This is a genomic window from Kumtagia sp., assembly GCF_059502445.1.
The window spans coordinates 317713-335525 of sequence record NZ_JCACER010000076.1; the positions used below are offsets into that span (position 1 = coordinate 317713).

Consider the following 17813-nt stretch of genomic DNA (forward strand, 5'->3'; position numbering starts at 1 on the left):
GGGGAGACTTAGATGCCAAAAGTAATATCGCTCTTCAACCACAAGGGCGGTGTAAGTAAGACGACAACGACATTTAATTTGGGTTGGGCACTCGCTGATCGAGGCCATCGCGTCATGATTGTCGATGCAGATCCTCAATGCAATTTGACAGGAATGACTCTAGGGTTCACGGGACAAGCCGACCTCGATAAATTCTATACTGACAATCCCGCTGCAAACTTTAGCGCAGGGCTCGCCCCGGCACTGCAGGGTACCGGAGCTGCGATCAAATCAGTCCAACTTACTAATACTCAGAATGGCCGCCTGAAGATTTTGGCAGGGAACATAGATCTAGCCGAAGCTGAAACTCAACTTTCTGTGGCAATGACTACTGCGACAGCCCTTCCGGCACTACAAAACCTTCCCGGCGCACCTGGTTCTCTCCTAAGAAAGACAGCAGAAGAGAACGGAGTAGACTATGTTTTAGTTGATATGAGCCCTAGCGTTGGCGCACTTAACGCCTGCCTCTTAATGGCCAGCGACAACTTTATTGTTCCAACTTCGCCAGATTATTTTTGCTTTCAGGCGATCGAATCGTTATCACGTGTACTTCCGCGCTGGAACCAGCAATTAGCAATGTTTCGGCAATCTAGCTTGGTCTATGCGCTTCCAAAAGACCCACCCAGAATGCTGGGCATGATCTCTCAACGATATCGGCCCAGAAGCGGCAATCCGGCATCCAGCTTTCAGGAATGGATCGACAGAATAAAGAAGAATGTTGATGATAAACTCGTCCCCGAATTAGAAAAAATTGACATGGTTATAAAGAAATCAGAATTTGACAGTGCTGGCGCACAGGATTCAGCATACAATCTCGTCAACATTGCTGACTTCAACACTCTTATTGCTCAATCACAAAGCCACAGCACCCCTATATTTGCCCTTACAGACGCTCAGATTAATAGGGTGGGAGTTATCCTAGAAACGATGCAAAAGAGCAGAGATAATTTTGGAGAGGTATTTAATGGTTTTGCAAAAACTATTGAAGCTCTTGTTCCAAAATAAACAAAAGTCATGTAGCATCGTGTTGAAGCCGTGAAATTTGGGCTGCGCATCGACATTCATGCTGAATATTGTCGAAGCGTAAAATACAAACTTTATCTTTTTTAGACCAAGCAGCACGCGAGTAGGATCGCTTGGTCGGATGAGGGGTGTTGGAAGGATCGCCAACGACTCACTCCGTCCAGCACCCCTCATCCGTCTCGGCCTTCGGCCGATCCACCTTCTCCCACAAGGGGAGAAGGTGGCGCTCACCGCCACGGCTGCAAACTCTGATCCCGCACATAGGCGATGATCGTGTCGCAGACGGAGTCCAATTCCCTAAGCACCTCGTCGTTCCAGAACCGCAGCACCCGAAATCCCCTCGCCTGCAGGTCGGCCTTGCGAAGATCGTCGTGAGCGGATTCGGCATGCTGGCTGCCGTCGATCTCGACGATCAGTTTTGCCTCGAGGCAGGCGAAGTCGGCCACGTATCGGCCGATCGGCACCTGCCGGCGGAACTTGATGTGGTCGAGCCGCCGGCCGCGCAATTCGCGCCACAGCCTGTCCTCGGCCTCGGTCATGTCGCGGCGCAGGGTTTTGGCGAAACGACGTTTGGTCGGTGGCACGGGCTGGTGCGGCATGACGTCAGACTATGCCCGCGTCGCGATCCTTCCAACACCCTTATAGGTCCCGTTTCGTCCAACACCTCCCATTCGACCTTTCTTTTGCCTCGCTCGCTGCGCTCGCGGCTCAGGATCTGGCCCCTTCTCCCACAAGAAGGGGCGTTTCGCGTCGGCCTCGTCGCCAATCGCCGACGTCGATGATTGGCGGAGCCGCAAAAGCAGCGCGCCCCTTCTCCCCTTGTGGGAGAAGGTGTCGCCATCGGCCTTGGCTACAGCCAAGGCCGAGATCAGGCGACGGATGAGGGGTGTTGGACGGAGCGCAACGGCTGCGGCCTCAGGGGACAGTTTTATTTTCCTTCCGCGGAGAAGCGGCGGCACTCCAAGGCTGACGCGAACGAAAAAGCCAATCTTTCCGGTTCTTACCCGTCCTCTTCGGAAGGCGTTGCGGAGAAATTGCGGCGTCTCCCACCGATTCTTATCCCCTCCCTTCGGCCTCCCTTATACTTCCACCCAGCCTCTCCTGCGGGAACGCCGATCATGACGGTGGTCTGCGGGGAGGGGCCGGTGTCCGGAAGGTAGCGGCTAACGTGGCCGCGAGGGCCGGCGCTGCTTCAGAGTTTCCAACGATCCCGCCTTTGAGCGGGACGGGGCTCCGGTATGGCCTCAGGAGCCGTCATGAGCGGGATATCGCCGGCGTCACTTAAGCCGGAGTAGCGAGTACGATCCCATGACCCGGAAATGAAGCGGCGAAGAAGCACCGGACGGGCGGCCGAAAGGTCGCATATAAAATTTAGATGAGCGATCCTGCGGCCGCCCGTCTTCCCGACTTCTTCAATGGCCAGACTGCGATGCAGGGCGTGGCGAGGATGACGTATGCTCAGGGGACAGTTTACTTTCTTTCGGCAGAAAGGCCGCAGCAGTTCAGAGGTCGCGCGGGCCGAAAAAAGTAAACTGTCCCCGGCGCTTCCTCTCCCGGCGCTTCCCCCTCTCCGTCTCGCCCTTCGCCCTCGAACACCTCTCCCCCTGCGGGGGCGAGGAACCGCTGCCGCGATGCCGGCGCTCCTCCAGCCTGGGTTCCTCGCCCCCACGCATGTGGGGGAGAGGTGTCGAGGGCGGGGCCCGAGACGGAGAGGGGGAGATTTGCGCCGGCGCGCCCGGGCGCGGTAGATATCGGGCCTCGCGCAAGCACCACGTCCCGAAAACTGCCCGGTTGAGAAAATGGCCCCCGTCCCCGTCGATCCCGCCAAGGTGCATGAATTCGCCGATGCCGACGCCTTCCACGCCTGGCTCGGCAGGCACCACGACAGCGCCGACGAGGTCTGGATAAAGATCCACAAGGTCGGCTCGGGCCTGCCCTCGATCACGCCCAAGGAGGCGATCGACGTCTGCCTGTGCTGGGGCTGGATCGACGCCATCCGCAAAGGGTTCGACGAGCGCAGCTTTTTGCAGCGCTACACGCCGCGCGGGAAAAGGAGCAGCTGGAGCAAGATCAACGTCGACAACGTCGCCCGGCTGATCGGCGAGGGCCGCATGACCGGGCACGGGCTGAGGCAGGTGGATATGGCCAAGGCCGACGGGCGCTGGCAGCGCGCCTATGGTCCGGCCAGCGAGATGACCATCCCCGCCGACCTGCAGGCGGCCATCGACGCCGAGCCGCGGGCCAAGGCGATGCTGGAAAAACTCAGCGCGCAGAACCGCTTCGCGCTCGCCTTCCGCCTGCACAATCTGAAAACCGAGGCGGCACGCCTGAAGAAGATCGAAACCTTCGTCGCCATGCTGAAGCGCGGCGAGACGATCTATCCGCAGGGCGGCAAGCGCGGCGCGGGGGGCGGCACGCCATGAGCAGGCGGGCGGTAAAACTCCGCATCCGCGGCCGCGTGCAAGGCGTCGGCTTCCGCTACTGGACGCAGGAGGAGGCGCAGGCGCTCGGCCTCGACGGCTGGGTGCGCAACGAGCCGGACGGCTCCGTCTCCGCCCTGATCGCCGGGCCGGAGGAGGAGGTGGACAAGATGCTGAAAAGGCTGCGCGTCGGCCCGCCCGGCGCGGAGGTCACCGGGATCGCGCACGATCCGGCCGACGAGCCGGCTCCGGGCGGCTTCCGCATCCTGCGCTGAGGCCGCCGCCATGTGCAACGACTACGAGCAATATGTCGACTGGGACGAATATCGCAAAGCCATGGCGCAGGCGGCGCTCAAAATCCCGGAGCATCAGGGCCCGTCGGACCTGCCGCAGGCGGCCGACATCCGCATCAGGGATGTCGGGCCGGTGATGCGCACCGCCGGCGAGGCCGTCGAGCTGGCGCCGATGGCCTTCGGCCTGCCGCCCAAAGGCAAGGGCGGGCCGGTGTTCAACTTCCGCTCGGAAGGCCGCGGCTTTGCCGGAAGCCGGCGCTGCCTCGTGCCGACCTCCGGCTTCTTCGAGTTCACCGGAAAAAGATCGCCGAAAGCGAAACATCGCTTCCGGCTGGCGGGCTGCGCCGTCACCGCGATCGCCGCTCTCTGGCGGGAAGGTGCCGGCAACCAGCCGCCGGCCTTCGCCATGCTCACCACCGCGCCCGGACCCGACATCAAACCCTATCACGACCGCCAGGTGGCGGTGCTGGCACCGCAGGACTGGGCGCATTGGCTGCATCTCACCCGTCCGGAAGCCGAGCTGCTCACGCCGCTTGCCGCTGGCTTCCTGTCGGTGGAGACGGTGCGGCCAGGCAGCGACTAGCCGCGGCGCGCATGGAACACCTCCCGCCCCTCTCCGTTGGGCCGATGTCCCCCGAAAGCAAGGAGAGAACAATGCCGGAGATTTCAGGAAAGCGCGTCGCCATCCTCGCCACCCACGGTTTCGAGCAGTCCGAGCTGGAGGTGCCGCTGAAGAAGCTGCGCGAGGCCGGCGCAAAGGTCGATGTCGTGTCGCTTGAGCCGGGCGAGATCAAGGGCTGGGAGAAGAAGGACTGGGGCCGGCCGGTGCCGGTCGACCGGACGCTGGACGCGGCTAGCCCGCAGGATTACGACGCCCTGGTGCTGCCCGGCGGCCAGATCAATCCTGACCTCTTGCGCATCGAAGACCAGGCGCTGGACTTCATCAAGGGCTTCTGGACCGAGCGCAAGGTGATCGGCGCCATCTGCCACGCGCCCTGGCTGCTGGTCGAGGTCGGCATCCTCAAAGGCCGCCGCGTCACCTCCTACAAGTCGATCAGGACCGACGTCGTCAATGCCGGCGGCAAGTGGGAGGATTCTAAGGTGGTCACCGACCAGGGGCTGGTCACCAGCCGCAATCCCGGCGACCTCGACGCCTTCTGCGGCAAGCTGGTCGAGGAGATCCGCGAGGGCCGGCACGAGCGCCGCGCCGCGTGAGCGCACGATATCGCAAAAGACCCCGTCCGGCCGGTCGCCGGGCGGGTCTTTCGTAGTGTCCTGCCGTTCCCGACCCCGTCCCGCAAATCTGAAAAAAACCTTGCCCGGACCTCCTGTCCGCGCGCGCTGCCTGCGCTACCTTTCCATTGATCTCATCAAAGTTGGAGGTTGCCATGAAGCACCAGATCCCTGACGAGATCATTTCGACCGCCGAACTCATCCCGCTGATCGGCAACCCGGCGAAGCTCTCCGCCGGCGAGCGTATCGAGCTGTGGGCGAAGGCGCTCGAACGCCACGGCGGGCCGCTCAGCGCGCTCAGGCGCCTCGAGCACCTGTCCTCCGACGAGCTTCGCGCCTACCGCGGCGGCAACACGCCGCTCACCGTCGCCTTCAGCGACCCGGTGCTGCGTGCGCATGGGCTCAAGGGCGACAGCCTGGGCGACGCGATGGACTTCTTCGCGCTCAGCGACCGCGACGCCCACTGGCTGCTCTGCGACTGCCACCATGTCGGCACGATGACCGGCGCCGGACTTGCCAAACGGCTGCGCCACCATGCACGCTGGAGCGAGCGCCGGGCCCGCTGGTCCGGGGCGGTCATGCGGTTCTTCGGCCTCGCCCGCTGAGGGCGAGGCTCAGGACCCTGCGATCCATGGCCGGCCGCCTCGGCGGCACGGCCCGGATCATTTGCGGCCTTCAGCTCCAGGGGCCTGCCGCTCCGGCTGGCTCGTCCCTGCGACGCGCGACCGCATCACCCGGCATTGTCGCCCAGCCAGCGGCGCCATTCGCGCTCGCTGCCATGGAAGACGTTGAGGTCGATCTGGCCCCTGACTCCGTGCGACAGGCCGGAGCCGGAATATTGCCAGAACACCCATTCGCGGCCGGGATAGACCTTTGACGGATGCGCCGCCACCGAGCGCAGCCAGAAGGGATAGTCGCGGAAGTGGCCCTTGAGGTTGTCGCGATAAAAATCCGGCGGCGTGTAGATGACCGGGCGCTGGCCGTAATGCGCCTCGAGCTTGTCCATGAACACCTGCATCTTCTCGCGGTAGCGCTCCGGCGACAGCCGGCGCTTGCAGCGGGATTCGGCATTGTATTCGACGTCGATCACCGGCGGCAGCGCACCGGGGACCTTCGGCACGTTGCGGATGAACCAGTCGGCCTGCTCGCTGGCGACGCGGCACCAGTAGAAGAAATGGTAGGCGCCGCGCCGCAGCCCCGCCTCGCCCGCCCCGCGCCAGTTCTTGCGGAACATCGGGTCGAGATGGTCGCCGCCGTCGGTCGCCTTGATGTAGGCGAAGTTGGCGCCCTGGCTGCGCAGCCGCGGCCAGTCGATCTCGCCCTGCCAGCGCGACACGTCGACGCCGTGCACGGCGAGCCTGCTCGGTGAGGCCGAGCCGAAATTGATCGGTTTCGCGTCGCGGAAGCGGTGGCGCGTCACGGCGCCGTCGAAGCTCGGCGCGGAGCGCGCCCGCGGCCTCGCCTGCGGGATCATCGCCACCGCCGGTTTCGCCGGAGCGACCAGGGCGGCGGGCTCGACCGGCGCCCCCAGAGGTTCGGCGGACTCGGGAACGACCATCGCGACCGTCTCCTCCTGCCGGATGATCGTTTCGACATCGGCCGGCGGCACCGGTCGCGGCATGCCGGCGACCGAACTCGTCGTTTCGGCCGAAGGGCCCGGCACTTGCAGAACGTCGATGCCGGAGCGCGACGTGCAGCCGCTCAGGGCAAGACACGCAATGAGAGCGAGGACGACGCTTGGCGACCGCATTGGCACCTGTACGCAAAACAACACAGACCGTCGGCAACCCAGCGCCACCCGCCAGAGCCTGGGAAAGTTCCTAACGAGAAATTACCAACAAAGTTTGAATCCGATTCGCATTCGACCGATTCGCCCATGTCGCATCGTGCTGGCGTCCGGTGTCAGCAGACCCTCCGTGGACCAGCAGGCAGGACTTGCAGGCCGATCCCGCCGAAGCGCATTCTGGCGCGCTTCCGGAGACTTTCTTCATGATCCTCATCGGCCAGTACGACTCCTCCTTCGTCCGCCGCGTCGGCATTGCGCTCAGGCTTTACGGCCTGCCCTTCGAGCACCGGCCGTGGTCAACTTTCGGTGAGGCGGACAAGATCCGCCCCTACAACCCGCTCACCCGCGTGCCGACGCTGGTGCTCGATGACGGTGACGTGCTGGTCGAGAGCCACGTCATCCTCGACTACGTCGACAGCCTCGTTGCGCCCGAGCGACGCATGTACCCTACCACCGAGCCGGAGCGGCACCGGGCGATGAAGGTCGCCGCGCTCGCCACCGGGCTCGCCGACAAGGGGGTGAGCCTGTTCTACGAGAAGCGGCTGCACGGCGAGGTCTCCGACCTGTGGGTGGAGCGCTGCGGCACCCAGATCGGCACCGTCCTCGACGTGTTGGAGAAGGACCGGGCCGGCCGGCCGACGCCTTACTGGTTCGGCGAGGCGATCGGCCATGCCGACATCGCCGTGGCGGCGGCGCTGCGCCACGTCATGGACTCGCATCCCGGCATGATCGCGCTCGACGCCTATCCGGCACTTGCCGCGCATGCGGCGAAGCTCGAGGCGCTGCCGGTCTTCCAGGAAATCCAGCAGCCCTTCATCCCGCCGGAGTGATCGCCCTACTCGCCGGTATATTCCCTGATCTGTGCCGGCGTGTTGTTGACCCCGGTCGACATCGCGAGGATGCGTGAGATGTGCTTGCGCGGCAGGCCGGTCTCCTCGACCCATCCGTTGATGCGATCCTGGATTTTCTGCAGATCTTTCTTCGAGGTCGGGTTGTCCGGAATGTCGAGCCCGGCGTCGCGCAGCGCCGCCGTCATGTCGCTGGAGACGATGAAGGTGTCCCAGCCGATCCAGCGCAGGAAATACTGCCCCGTATTGCCGCCGAGCCGGCTGCCATGCTTGCCGAGAAAGGCCATGAGGCCGACCTGATCGCCGGCCGGCCAGGCGGCGAGGAACTTTCCGAAGCCGCCATGCTCCTGCGACATGCGCTCGACGAAGGCGGCATTGTCGCGCATCGAGCGTATCTTCTGCGGGTTGCGCACGATGCGGCTGTCGGAGGCGAGCTCGTGCCAGAAGTCGTCGGGCTGGAACAGCAGGCGCTTCGGCTCGAAGCCGAGAAAGGCGGCCTCGAAGCCTGGCCATTTCTGCTCGATCACCCGCCAGACGAAACCGGCGGCAAAAACCCGCTCGGCGATGGTCGACAGCAGACGGTCGTCGGAAAGCTTCGCCACGTCGCGATTGTCGGGCGCCAGGCCGAGCAGCGAGACCAGCACCCGCTCGCCGCCCTTGCGTTCGGCCGCGCGGGCGCGAATTGCGGCGAAATTGGCCATTCTGCTATTCCTTCCCTGGCCGCGGCCCTTTCAGCGGCGCCGCAGTGCCCCCAACCCAGAAGCCGGAGCGCTTCCCATGCACAAGACCCTCCCCGACCTCGCCAAGCGGTGGCTGACGCGCAAGCCGGAGCACCTGACCGAAACGGAGAGCCGTGTGCTGCAAAGCGCGCTCGACCACAGCACGATATCGCGCGACGTCAATGACGTCCATGCGAGCCGCCAGTCACGCGGCGACCGCATAGCCGACGGCATGGCGCGGGTCGGCGGCTCGTGGAGCTTCATCATATCCTTCCTGGTCTTCCTGGTGCTGTGGGCCGTCGCCAACACGCTGCTGCTGACCAGGGAGGCGTTCGATCCCTATCCCTTCATCTTCCTCAACCTGGTGCTGTCCATGCTCGCCGCCATCCAGGCACCGATCATCATGATGTCGCAGAACCGCCAGACCGAGCGCGATCGCGTCGACGCCGCGCATGACTACGCGGTCAATCTCAAGGCGGAGATCGAGATCATGGCGCTGCACGAGAAATTCGACGAAATCCGCCACATGGACATTTTGAAGCTGCGCGACGAGATGGCGGAACTGCGGGCGATGCTGGCCCGCATCGAAAGCCGGCTTGCAGAGACCGGCCGCCCGGCATGAGCGAAACGATCCACGCGCTGATCGAACAATACGGCCTCGTCGCCGTCTTCGCCGGCTGCCTGTTCGAAGGCGAGACGGCCGCCATCCTCGGCGGCTTCTTCGGCCACCAGGGCGTGTTCGTGCCGTGGCAGGCCTTCGCCGCCGCCTCCGCCGGAGCCTTCCTTGGCGACGCCAGCTTCTTCCTCGCCGGCCGCCGCTTCGCCGAACACCGTCTGGTGCGGCGCCTGCGCAAAAAGCCCGGTTTCAGCCATGCCTATGAGCTGGTGCGGGCGCATCCCAACCTGTTCGTGCTCACCAACCGCTACGTCTACGGCATGCGGCTGCTCGGAGGCGTCGTCGCCGGGCTGTCCGACATTCCGCCGCTGCGCTTTCTGCTGCTGAATGCGCTTTCGTCGCTGAGCTGGGCCGCCTTGTTCACGGGCCTCGGCTACTTCTTCGGGCTCGGCGCCGAACAGCTGCTCGGGGAGACCCTGCACAAGCACCACAGGCTGCTGATCGCCTTGGGGATCGGCGTCGTCGTGCTGCTGCTCGGCCATTTCGCGGCGCGCCGGCTGTCCCGCCGCCGGAAGGACGGCGAGCCTGCCGACGGCGCATAAGCAACCGCTCAGGCCGGCATGCCGCCAAGGCGCTCGACGATGGCGAAACCCCAGACGCCGAGGACCAGGATGATGGCGATCAGCACGGCAAGCGAGCCGCAATCCTTGGCGAGCTGGATCTCGACGTTGAACTCGCGCGAGAAGGCGTCGCAAGCCGCCTCGATCCCGGTGTTCAGCACCTCCACCATGATCAGCACCAGAATGGCGCCGATCAAGAGCGCATAGCCCGACCATGTGGTGGCGAGGAACCAGCCGGCGGGGATCGCCAGAACCAGAAGGGCGAGTTCCTGCTGGAAAGCCTTTTCGGTCAGGGTCAGGCGCCGAAGCGCCCGCATGGAATTCCAGAAGGCGCTGACGATACGGTCCATGGACGACGAGAATCCGCTTGCTGGCTTGTGCAGGCAGATCGTTTAGAGCAATTCCAGCAAAAGTGTGAGCGGTTTTGCGTTCGGAATTGCGAAAAAACAAGGAGTTAGAGCAGTTCCGATGATCGAGGAGAACCGGAAATTCTCTAGCGAAAAGCCGCGCCTGCGGGAACAGGCAGCAGTCGCCGCCGACGAGACGGTGCGATGCGGGCTTGTGGAATGCGCCTGCCGCGCCGGCAGGCTCAATCGCCCGCGACCTTGATCGACGGCGTCGACTGTTCGAACCGCGGCAGCCCGTCCGTCAGCTCGTAATAGTCGCCCTTGTCGGAGACGAAGATGTGACACGTTCCGGAGAGGCCGGTGGGGTGGTCGAAGAGCCCGGCCATCACCGAGATTGTCGGATCGCCGTCCAGCTTCCAGAACAGCGCCGAGCCACAGGTCCGGCAGAATCCGCGTTTGGCGGCGGAAGAAGACTGGAACCAGGTGATGTTGTCCGTCCCCTCAACCAGAAGATCGGCATCGGTGACATTGGTCGCCGCATAGAAATGCCCGGTCTGCTTCCGGCATTGCGAGCAGTGGCAGTAGATGACATCGCGCAGCCTGCCGGTGGTTCGGAACCTGATCGCGCCACAGTTGCAGGATCCGGTGTGGACTTCGCTCATTGGCTCGCCATCTCCCTTCGCATCTGCCCACGAGGGTGACAGGCTGCTCGGGATGGCGCCGCCCCGGATACGGCATCGGATGCCGCCTTCGCGAAACTCGACGCGCTCCCGGAAAACCCATCGCAAGGCCGCGAGCAAGGTTTGCAAGTAAAGTTTTTGCGATGGCGCCGATGATTTAAGGAAACTTTAGAGTCAAGTGTTGCATTGTCGAGCCGTCAACGGACGAAACAAGGCCTCCCCGATCGAGCACCCACGTCGGGTGACGGCGGCGAGCACCGTTATCGCCAGTGCGGGAGTGTTTTGCAGATGCAACCAGCGGTGGCTCCCGCGGAACGCGCGAACGACATCGCCCTTAGTGTCGTAACCACCATGCGGCAGATGGGTGTGGTCGGCCTGCCCCGCAACTACGAGATTTTCTACGAGGCGCTGACCGGCTCCAGGCCCGAGCTGACGCTGGAGGTCGTGGCGCTCGGCAACCGGCCGTCGCAGCAGGAACTGGACCGGATCGGCCGGAAATACTTCGCGCACAATCATGAGCAGACGATCGTCGAGACGGCGCGCGAGACGCTGGCGCGCGAGTTGGAGAGCGTCGCCCGCCTGCTCAGGGCCGAGCGCGTCCATATCGAGAAATATGGGGCGATCCTCAACGAGACGTCGGACGGATTGAAGAACCGTCACGCCCTGAGCCGCGAGCTGCTGCAGAAGATTGTCGGGGTCATGTCGAGCGCCACGAGCTCGACCATCGACCACGGCCGGCAGGTGGCCGAGACGCTGGACGAGAAGTCGGCCGAGCTCGAAAGCGTCAAGTCGGCGCTCGAGGAATACAAGATCCTCGCCGAGACCGACCCCTTGACCCACATCTGGAACCGCCGCGCCTTCGACCGCCGCATCGCCGAAATCTACAACGACAGGACGGGCATCCTGTTCGGCGCGCTCGTGCTTGCCGACATCGACCGCTTCAAGGCGATCAACGATCGTTTCGGCCACCCCGCCGGCGACAAGATCATCCGCCAGGTCGCCGACATACTGCGCGGCAGTCTCGGCACCGGCATGTTCGTCGCCCGCACCGGCGGCGAGGAATTCGCGATCATCATCGAAGGCGTCTCCGAGCACGCCACCTTCGATCTCGCCGACGGATTACGCGCGGCGATCGAGCAGACCCATTTCCTGTCGCCTTCCAGCGCCGCCTGCGGACCCGTAACCGTGTCGATGGGCGTCTGCATGGCGTCCGAAGCGGACGGGCCGGAAGACCTCTACGCCAAGGCGGACCGGGCGCTCTACCGCTCCAAGATCAGCGGCCGCAACCGGGTAACGGCCTTCTCGACCGTGCGCGACCGCCCGCTGAAGAGCTGGATGCTGTACAAGCGCGATTGAGCGCGGAGGCAGTTGGCCGGCCGATCTTTCGCCCGGTCACCGGCAATCGGCTCAGTCGCCGCCCGATCGCTCCGCCCTGAGCTTCGCCCAGTAGTCGAGACGCTTGCGGATCTCGCGCTCGAAACCCCGTTCCGGCGGATCGTAAAAACTTTGCCGGCCCATCTTCTCCGGAAAATAGTCCTGCCCGGAAAAAGCTTCCGGCTCGTCATGGTCGTAGCGATAGCCGGAGCCGTAGCTCTCGTCCTTCATCAGCTTGGTCGGTGCGTTGAGAATGTGTTTTGGCGGCAGCAGCGAGCCGAACTCCTTGGCCGCGCGCGTCGCCGCCTTGAACGCGGTGTAGACGGCGTTGGATTTCGGCGCGGTTGCCAGATAGACGGCCGCCTCGGCGAACGCCAATTCCCCTTCGGGCGAGCCGAGATAGTCGTAGGCGTCCTTGGCGGCGTTGGCGATCACCAGCGCCTGCGGGTCGGCCATGCCGATGTCCTCGACCGCCATGCGCACAAGGCGGCGGCCGAGATAGAGCGGATCCTCGCCGGCATCGAACATGCGCGCGAGATAATAGAGCGCCGCATCTGGATCGGAGCCGCGCACCGATTTGTGCAGGGCCGAGATCAGATTGTAGTGGCCGTCCTGGCCCTTGTCATAGACGGGCGCCCGGCGCTGCACGACGCGCTGAATTCCTTCCGCGTCGAACACCTCGCCCGGCTTGGCGGCGCGCCAAATCTCCTCGGCAAGTGTCAGCGCGGCGCGGCCGTCGCCGTCGGCCATGCGCAGCAGCACCGCCCTCGCATCCTCGTCGAGCGGCAGCGGCTTGCCTTCGACCGCCTCGGCGCGCTCCAGGAGCCGCGACAGGCTGTCCTCGGCAAGGGTCTGGAAGACGAGCACACGGGCGCGCGACAAGAGCGCGGCGTTGAGCTCGAAGGAGGGATTTTCGGTCGTGGCGCCGACCAGTATGACGGTGCCGTCCTCCATCACCGGCAGGAAAGAATCCTGCTGGGCGCGGTTGAAGCGATGGATCTCGTCGACGAACAGCAGCGTCTGGCGGCCGTTGGTTCGGCGCAGCCGCGCCGTTTCGAATACCTTCTTCAGGTCGGCGACGCCGGAGAAGATCGCCGATATCTGCTCGAAAGCCAGATTGGTCTCGCCGGCGAGCAGCCGCGCCACCGTCGTCTTGCCGGTGCCCGGCGGTCCCCAGAAGATCATCGAACCGAGCGATCCGGAGCGGATCATGCGCGACAGCACGCCATCCTCGCCGGTCAGATGCTCCTGGCCGACGACCTCGCCGAGGCTTTTCGGCCTCAGCCGGTCGGCTAGCGGCCGGCCGGTTTCGACCTTTTGCGGCTCGTCCTTTGAGAAGAGATCGGCCATCGCCTTCAGTAACGCAGCATCTGCCGCATCAGTTGCCCGTCGCGCTCGACGGTGAAGCGCCACCAGCGCGTATCCTGGGCGGCCACCTCCTCGAGCTGGGCGGTCGTGCTGATCGCCTCGCCATTGACCTCGCGCACGATGTCGCGCGGCCGCAGCCCGAAGCCGGCGGCCGGCGAATTGCGGTCGATGTCGACCACCGTCACGCCGGTGACGTCGGCCGGCATGCGCAGCCGCTGCGCCAGCCGGGGCGACAGTTCGGCCACCTTGGCGCCGGCGAACGGGCTGCGTCCGCGGATGGTGACCGGCCCGGTGGTGGTGCCTTCCGGAGCACGCTCCAGGCCGACCTCGACAGTCTTCTCCTCGCCGTTGCTGAGCAGCTGCAGGCTGGCCTTGGCGCCGATCGGCTGCGTCGACAGGCGGTAGCCGAGCGCATCCACATGCTCGATGGCGACGCCGTTCATCGACAGCACCACGTCGCCGGGTTTCAGTCCGGCCTTCGCCGCCGGACCGTTTTCGGCCACGTTGGCGACCAGCGCGCCGGTCGGCGTCTTCATGCCGAGCGCCTCCGCCACCTGCGCCGTGACCGGTTCGAAGCTTGCCCCGATGAAGGGTCGCTCGAAGAAGTCCTGGCCGTTCTTGGCCGCGTTCACCACGGCGCGCACGATGTTCGACGGGATGGCGAAGCCGATGCCGATCGAGCCGCCGCTGCGGCTGTAGATGGCGGTGTTGATGCCGACCAGCTGGCCGGTCATGTTGATCAGCCCGCCGCCGGAATTGCCGGGGTTGATCGCCGCATCCGTCTGGATGAAGAAGCCGAAGTCGGAGACGCCGATATGCGAACGGGCGAGCGCAGAGACGATGCCGCTGGTGGTGGTCTGGCCGACGCCGAACGGGTTGCCGATCGCCAGCACCAGGTCGCCGATCTCCAGCGCGTCGGAATCGCCGATCTGCACCACCGGGAAGTCTGCATCGCCTTCGATCTTGAGCACGGCGAGGTCGATGGTCTCGTCCTTGAGCAGCACCTTGCTCTCGAATTCGCGCCCGTCGGAAGTGGCGACCTTCACCTCGTCGGCATCGCGGATGACGTGGAAGTTGGTGACGACAATGCCGCTCTTGTCGACGAGCACGCCGGAGCCGAGCGACTGGGAGCGGCGCAGCGGTCCGCCGCCGCCGCCGCCGAAGAAGCGCTCGAAGAACGGGTCGCCCTCGAAGGGCGAGCGCACCCGGACCTGCTGCGAGGCGTAGACGTTGACCACGGCCGGCGCCGTCTCCTTGACCAGCGGCGCGAAGGAGAGCTGGATTTCGGCACGCCCGAACGGCAGCCGCCGGCCGGGCGGCGCCGGCGGAGGCGGCGGCTCCTCCATGCTCTTCATCAGGTCGTTGAGCACATCCTTCAGGCCGGGCTCCGCCGGCTGCTCGGCGGCCGGCTTTTCGGTAGGCGCGGGCTGCGCGCCGGCCGGCTTCTCCTGCGCGAAGGCAGGGCCGGCGAGCGTCAGCGACAGGGAGACCAGAAGGGCCAGCAAGCCGTTCGGCAACATGCGAATCCTCCAGCGGGACATCCGCCTATAGATGCGATGATTGTGCAAATTGGAAGGCGTGCGTGACCGACGAGCCACATCCCGTGCTCCGCCGGCGCGGAATCATGCCACCGGTCGCAAGTTTTGACCGATGAAACACCCTCACCGGCTCTTCGCGCCACCTTTCCCCGAAGGTCTGGGTTCAGCCTGTCTTCACGTAGTTGCCGACGTTCTCGTCGAGATATTTGTTGTTGGCTTCCCGCAGCGCTGCGGCAGCATCGTCGTAGAGGAACGGCAGAAAGGCGTAGCGCTTGCCGCGTGTCACCGGCGAGACGGCATGCAGCAGCGAACAGGAAAAGACAACGGCACCGCCCGGCGTCGGCTTGAACGAGCGCGGACCGTATTCGGGAAAACTCACCTCGCCGCCGTCGAACTCGGCATTGAGGTTGATCGACACGGCAAAGCGGCGGTGCGCCGTACCCTTGGTGGTGTTGTCGCGATGCGCGCGGAAGTGCCCGCCATTGGCGCTGTCGTAGCAGGCGACGATATAGCGCTCCATGCGGGTCACCGTATACTGATGCACCTTCTGGATCTCCGGAACCACCCGGCGGATGATCTTCTGGCGGATGGTGAGCCGCAGCTTCTCGTCCTCGATGGTGAAGTCGGACCGGCGCTTGTGCCGGGCATCGACGACCTCGACCGTCTTGCCGTCGACCTCCCGCATGAAACCGGAATCGGTACCGCCATCGGCATCGTAGAGATCGATAAGGTGACGGCAGAAGGCCTGATCGAAGACGTTGGGCAGGACGATGATCGGCGCCTGCACGGCAAAGCCGGCATAGGCATCGACCGCCGGCAGCGCCTCCAGATAGGCGGCGAGCTCCCGGCGCTCGCTGCCGTCGGGTTTTGCGTTGAAGATGGCGCGCACCCGCATGGTCGGGTCGACGACCATCCAGAAGCGGCGGATCGACACCTGTCCGGTCGAATTGAGCGGCAGGCTTCCATAGAGCTGGCCGATCTTGCCGTCGAAATCGTAGAAATGCCGCACGCCCGGAAGCGCCTCCGGCAGGCGTCCCTGCTCCTCGTCGCTGCGGTCGTGGCTGATGCCGAAGAAGGCGAGCTTCCGGTCGTCAAAGAAGCGCCGGTGCTCATCCGCGAAGCCGAGCATGGCGCGCCCGGCCTGGTCGGCTGCGGAGCCGAAGAAGCACAGGACCAGATAGCGTCCCGCTACCGTGTCGAAATGGAAACTCGGGTTCGAGGCAGTGCGCTGCGTGAACCATGGCGCGGGGTCTCCCACCTCCAGCAGACGATATTCCGGCATGGCTCCCCCCATTCAAGAGACCGCCAAGAATGCTGCGCAAAACGTCGCAGCGCAAGCCGGTCGCCGCGCTCAGCCCCTTCCCTGCCCTTCGAGGATGGCGGCGATCTCGCCGAAACCGAGCGACCGTGCGTGGTCGAGCGGCGTCCTCCCGCCGCGATCGGCGATCGGCTTCGCGCCGGCGTCGGTGAGCAGCCGCACGATTTCCTGGTAGACCGGCCCGCCGTCGCCCAGGATCACGGCTTCCAGCAGCGCCGTCCAGCCGAGATCGTTGACGTGGTCGATGTCGATCGCCGTCTCCAGCAGGATACGCACCGTCTCGGGATGGCCGTGATGCGCCGCCGGGATCAGCGCGACGCCGCCATAACGGTTGGTGTCCTTCAGATCGGCCTTGCCGGTCGCAAGGATGTGACGGAGAATTCCGTTCCGCCCTTCCGCGCCGGCATAGAGGAAGGGCGTGTCCTCGATGGCATCCTTGGCGTTGACGTCCGCACCCGCCTCGATCAGCAGTCGCGCCACTTCCGCCTGATCGGCCTGAACCGCGATGAGAAGCGGCGTCCGCCGCGCCCCGTCGCGCATGTCGACGGCAGCGCCCGACGCCAGCAATTGCCGCGTCCGCTCGACATCGCCGTCCGCGGCCGCCTCGTGCAGCATGACCTCTTCCCCGCTTTCGGCCGGCGCCAGCGATGCTGCCGAAACCATCGCCACCAGCACCATCGTCAACAGCCGTGTCAGAACCAGCATGCGCAGCATCTCCCGAATTCTGGCGCGCCGCCGCGCCGGACATGCAAAAGGGGCCCGCAGGCCCCTTGAGCGTTTCAGAAAAATGCGACGCTTATGCGGCTTCGGCCGTCTCGGCGGTCTCCGCCTCGACGCGGGCGCGGTCGCCTGCGCCCTTGGCCGAGGTATCGCGGTCGACGAACTCGATCACCGCCAGCGGGGCGTTGTCGCCGTGGCGGAAGCCCGCCTTCATGATGCGCAGGTAGCCGCCGTTGCGGGTGGCGTAGCGCGGCGCGATCGTGTCGAACAGGCGCTTGACGACCTTCTCGTTGCCGATCTGGGCGATCACCTGGCGGCGGGCGTGCAGGTCGCCGCGCTTGCCCAGCGTGATCAGCTTCTCGACGATCGGACGCAGGTCCTTCGCCTTCGGCAGGGTGGTGACGATCTGCTCATGCTCGATGAGCGAGACGGCGAGGTTTGCGAACATCGCCTTGCGGTGGCTTGCGCTGCGGGCGAAGCGGCGGCCGGCAAATCCATGGCGCATGGCTCTTCTCCGTGGGTTCTATGGGCCGGAGCCCGGTGTCTTATCGAGGGAGTAGCGAATAGCGAATAGCGAATAGTAGTACGCCTGCTATTTTCCTATTCGCTACTTCCCTATTCGCTGTTTCAGTACTGGTCTTCGTAACGCTTGGCGAGGTCTTCGATGTTCTCCGGCGGCCAGTCGGCCACCTCCATGCCGAGATGGAGACCCATCGCGGCGAGAACTTCCTTGATCTCGTTGAGTGACTTGCGGCCGAAATTCGGCGTGCGCAGCATCTCGGCTTCCGTCTTCTGGATCAGGTCGCCGATGTAGACGATGTTGTCGTTCTTCAGGCAGTTGGCCGAACGCACCGACAGTTCGAGCTCGTCG

21 protein-coding genes are annotated in these 17813 nt (G+C 64.6%); 10 read left to right on the plus strand and 11 right to left on the minus strand.

The genetic code is table 11. From position 1 onward, the window contains the following. Window positions 1–12: 12 nt before the first annotated feature. Window positions 13–1044 carry a ParA family protein gene (locus AC5JDC_RS21275; protein ID WP_495844355.1) on the plus strand — a complete coding sequence of 344 codons (1032 nt, stop codon included), beginning with the start codon at window positions 13–15 and terminating at the stop codon, window positions 1042–1044. A gap of 245 nt (window positions 1045–1289) precedes the next feature. On the opposite strand, the gene AC5JDC_RS21280 is transcribed toward AC5JDC_RS21275, so the two are convergent. Continuing rightward, on the minus strand, window positions 1290–1661 hold the full coding sequence (locus AC5JDC_RS21280) for an endonuclease domain-containing protein (RefSeq protein ID WP_495844357.1): 372 nt from the start codon (window positions 1659–1661) through the stop codon (window positions 1290–1292). A gap of 1200 nt (window positions 1662–2861) precedes the next feature. Here AC5JDC_RS21280 and AC5JDC_RS21285 point away from each other — a divergent pair. The 5 genes from AC5JDC_RS21285 to AC5JDC_RS21305 all read left to right on the plus strand — a co-directional run bounded on the left by AC5JDC_RS21285 (window position 2862) and on the right by AC5JDC_RS21305 (window position 5613). Next, window positions 2862–3485 carry a YdeI/OmpD-associated family protein gene (locus AC5JDC_RS21285; protein ID WP_495844359.1) on the plus strand — a complete coding sequence of 208 codons (624 nt, stop codon included), beginning with the start codon at window positions 2862–2864 and terminating at the stop codon, window positions 3483–3485. Then, window positions 3482–3757 carry an acylphosphatase gene (locus AC5JDC_RS21290; RefSeq protein WP_495844361.1) on the plus strand — a complete coding sequence of 92 codons (276 nt, stop codon included), beginning with the start codon at window positions 3482–3484 and terminating at the stop codon, window positions 3755–3757. Before AC5JDC_RS21285 ends, AC5JDC_RS21290 begins: the two co-directional genes overlap by 4 nt. Window positions 3758–3767: 10 nt before the next feature. Then, window positions 3768–4358, plus strand: a complete 591-nt coding sequence (locus AC5JDC_RS21295) for an SOS response-associated peptidase family protein (protein ID WP_495844364.1) — start codon at window positions 3768–3770, stop codon at window positions 4356–4358. A 71-nt stretch (window positions 4359–4429) separates the two neighbouring features. Continuing rightward, complete coding sequence (locus AC5JDC_RS21300; protein WP_495844366.1) at window positions 4430–4990, plus strand: type 1 glutamine amidotransferase domain-containing protein; 561 nt, start codon at window positions 4430–4432, stop codon at window positions 4988–4990. Between the two features lie 173 nt (window positions 4991–5163). Further along, window positions 5164–5613, plus strand: a complete 450-nt coding sequence (locus tag AC5JDC_RS21305) for a hypothetical protein (protein ID WP_106771970.1) — start codon at window positions 5164–5166, stop codon at window positions 5611–5613. 125 nt (window positions 5614–5738) lie between these two features. Here AC5JDC_RS21305 and AC5JDC_RS21310 read toward each other — a convergent pair whose 3' ends face one another. Then, window positions 5739–6758: a glycoside hydrolase family 25 protein gene (locus tag AC5JDC_RS21310; RefSeq protein WP_495844368.1), complete on the minus strand. Its 1020-nt coding sequence runs from the start codon at window positions 6756–6758 to the stop codon at window positions 5739–5741. 239 nt (window positions 6759–6997) lie between these two features. Between AC5JDC_RS21310 and AC5JDC_RS21315 the strand changes: the two genes are divergently transcribed. Beyond that, a complete protein-coding gene (locus AC5JDC_RS21315; protein WP_495844370.1) occupies window positions 6998–7624 on the plus strand; it encodes a glutathione S-transferase family protein in 627 nt (208 codons plus the stop codon). Between the two features lie 5 nt (window positions 7625–7629). Here AC5JDC_RS21315 and AC5JDC_RS21320 read toward each other — a convergent pair whose 3' ends face one another. After that, window positions 7630–8343, minus strand: coding sequence for a DNA-3-methyladenine glycosylase I (locus AC5JDC_RS21320; protein WP_495844372.1), 714 nt, complete (start codon window positions 8341–8343; stop codon window positions 7630–7632). A gap of 76 nt (window positions 8344–8419) precedes the next feature. On the opposite strand from AC5JDC_RS21320, the gene AC5JDC_RS21325 reads away from it, so the two are divergent. Next, complete coding sequence (locus tag AC5JDC_RS21325) at window positions 8420–8983, plus strand: DUF1003 domain-containing protein (protein WP_495844374.1); 564 nt, start codon at window positions 8420–8422, stop codon at window positions 8981–8983. Further along, window positions 8980–9579, plus strand: a complete 600-nt coding sequence (locus AC5JDC_RS21330) for a DedA family protein (RefSeq protein ID WP_495844376.1) — start codon at window positions 8980–8982, stop codon at window positions 9577–9579. Before AC5JDC_RS21325 ends, AC5JDC_RS21330 begins: the two co-directional genes overlap by 4 nt. Before the next feature lie 8 nt (window positions 9580–9587). Here the strand turns inward: AC5JDC_RS21330 and AC5JDC_RS21335 are convergent, their stop codons facing one another. Continuing rightward, complete coding sequence (locus AC5JDC_RS21335) at window positions 9588–9947, minus strand: diacylglycerol kinase (protein WP_106771975.1); 360 nt, start codon at window positions 9945–9947, stop codon at window positions 9588–9590. Between the two features lie 239 nt (window positions 9948–10186). Further along, window positions 10187–10606 (minus strand): GFA family protein, encoded by a 420-nt coding sequence (locus tag AC5JDC_RS21340; RefSeq protein ID WP_106771976.1) that lies wholly within the window; start codon window positions 10604–10606, stop codon window positions 10187–10189. A 306-nt stretch (window positions 10607–10912) separates the two neighbouring features. Between AC5JDC_RS21340 and AC5JDC_RS21345 the strand changes: the two genes are divergently transcribed. Beyond that, window positions 10913–11980, plus strand: a complete 1068-nt coding sequence (locus tag AC5JDC_RS21345) for a GGDEF domain-containing protein (protein ID WP_106771977.1) — start codon at window positions 10913–10915, stop codon at window positions 11978–11980. Between the two features lie 51 nt (window positions 11981–12031). On the opposite strand, the gene AC5JDC_RS21350 is transcribed toward AC5JDC_RS21345, so the two are convergent. The 6 genes from AC5JDC_RS21350 to AC5JDC_RS21375 all read right to left on the minus strand — a co-directional run. Next, complete coding sequence (locus AC5JDC_RS21350; protein ID WP_495844379.1) at window positions 12032–13348, minus strand: replication-associated recombination protein A; 1317 nt, start codon at window positions 13346–13348, stop codon at window positions 12032–12034. 5 nt (window positions 13349–13353) lie between these two features. Continuing rightward, window positions 13354–14886, minus strand: a complete 1533-nt coding sequence (locus AC5JDC_RS21355) for a DegQ family serine endoprotease (RefSeq protein WP_495844382.1) — start codon at window positions 14884–14886, stop codon at window positions 13354–13356. Window positions 14887–15067: 181 nt separating this feature from the next. Beyond that, window positions 15068–16186: a 2OG-Fe(II) oxygenase gene (locus AC5JDC_RS21360; protein ID WP_495844384.1), complete on the minus strand. Its 1119-nt coding sequence runs from the start codon at window positions 16184–16186 to the stop codon at window positions 15068–15070. 69 nt (window positions 16187–16255) lie between these two features. Then, window positions 16256–16927 carry an ankyrin repeat domain-containing protein gene (locus tag AC5JDC_RS21365; RefSeq protein ID WP_495844386.1) on the minus strand — a complete coding sequence of 224 codons (672 nt, stop codon included), beginning with the start codon at window positions 16925–16927 and terminating at the stop codon, window positions 16256–16258. Window positions 16928–17018: 91 nt separating this feature from the next. Then, a complete protein-coding gene (gene rplQ / locus AC5JDC_RS21370; RefSeq protein ID WP_106771981.1) occupies window positions 17019–17447 on the minus strand; it encodes a 50S ribosomal protein L17 in 429 nt (142 codons plus the stop codon). Window positions 17448–17569: 122 nt separating this feature from the next. Next, on the minus strand, window positions 17570–17813 hold a 244-nt coding region (locus tag AC5JDC_RS21375; protein WP_495844388.1), incomplete at its 5' end, for a DNA-directed RNA polymerase subunit alpha C-terminal domain-containing protein.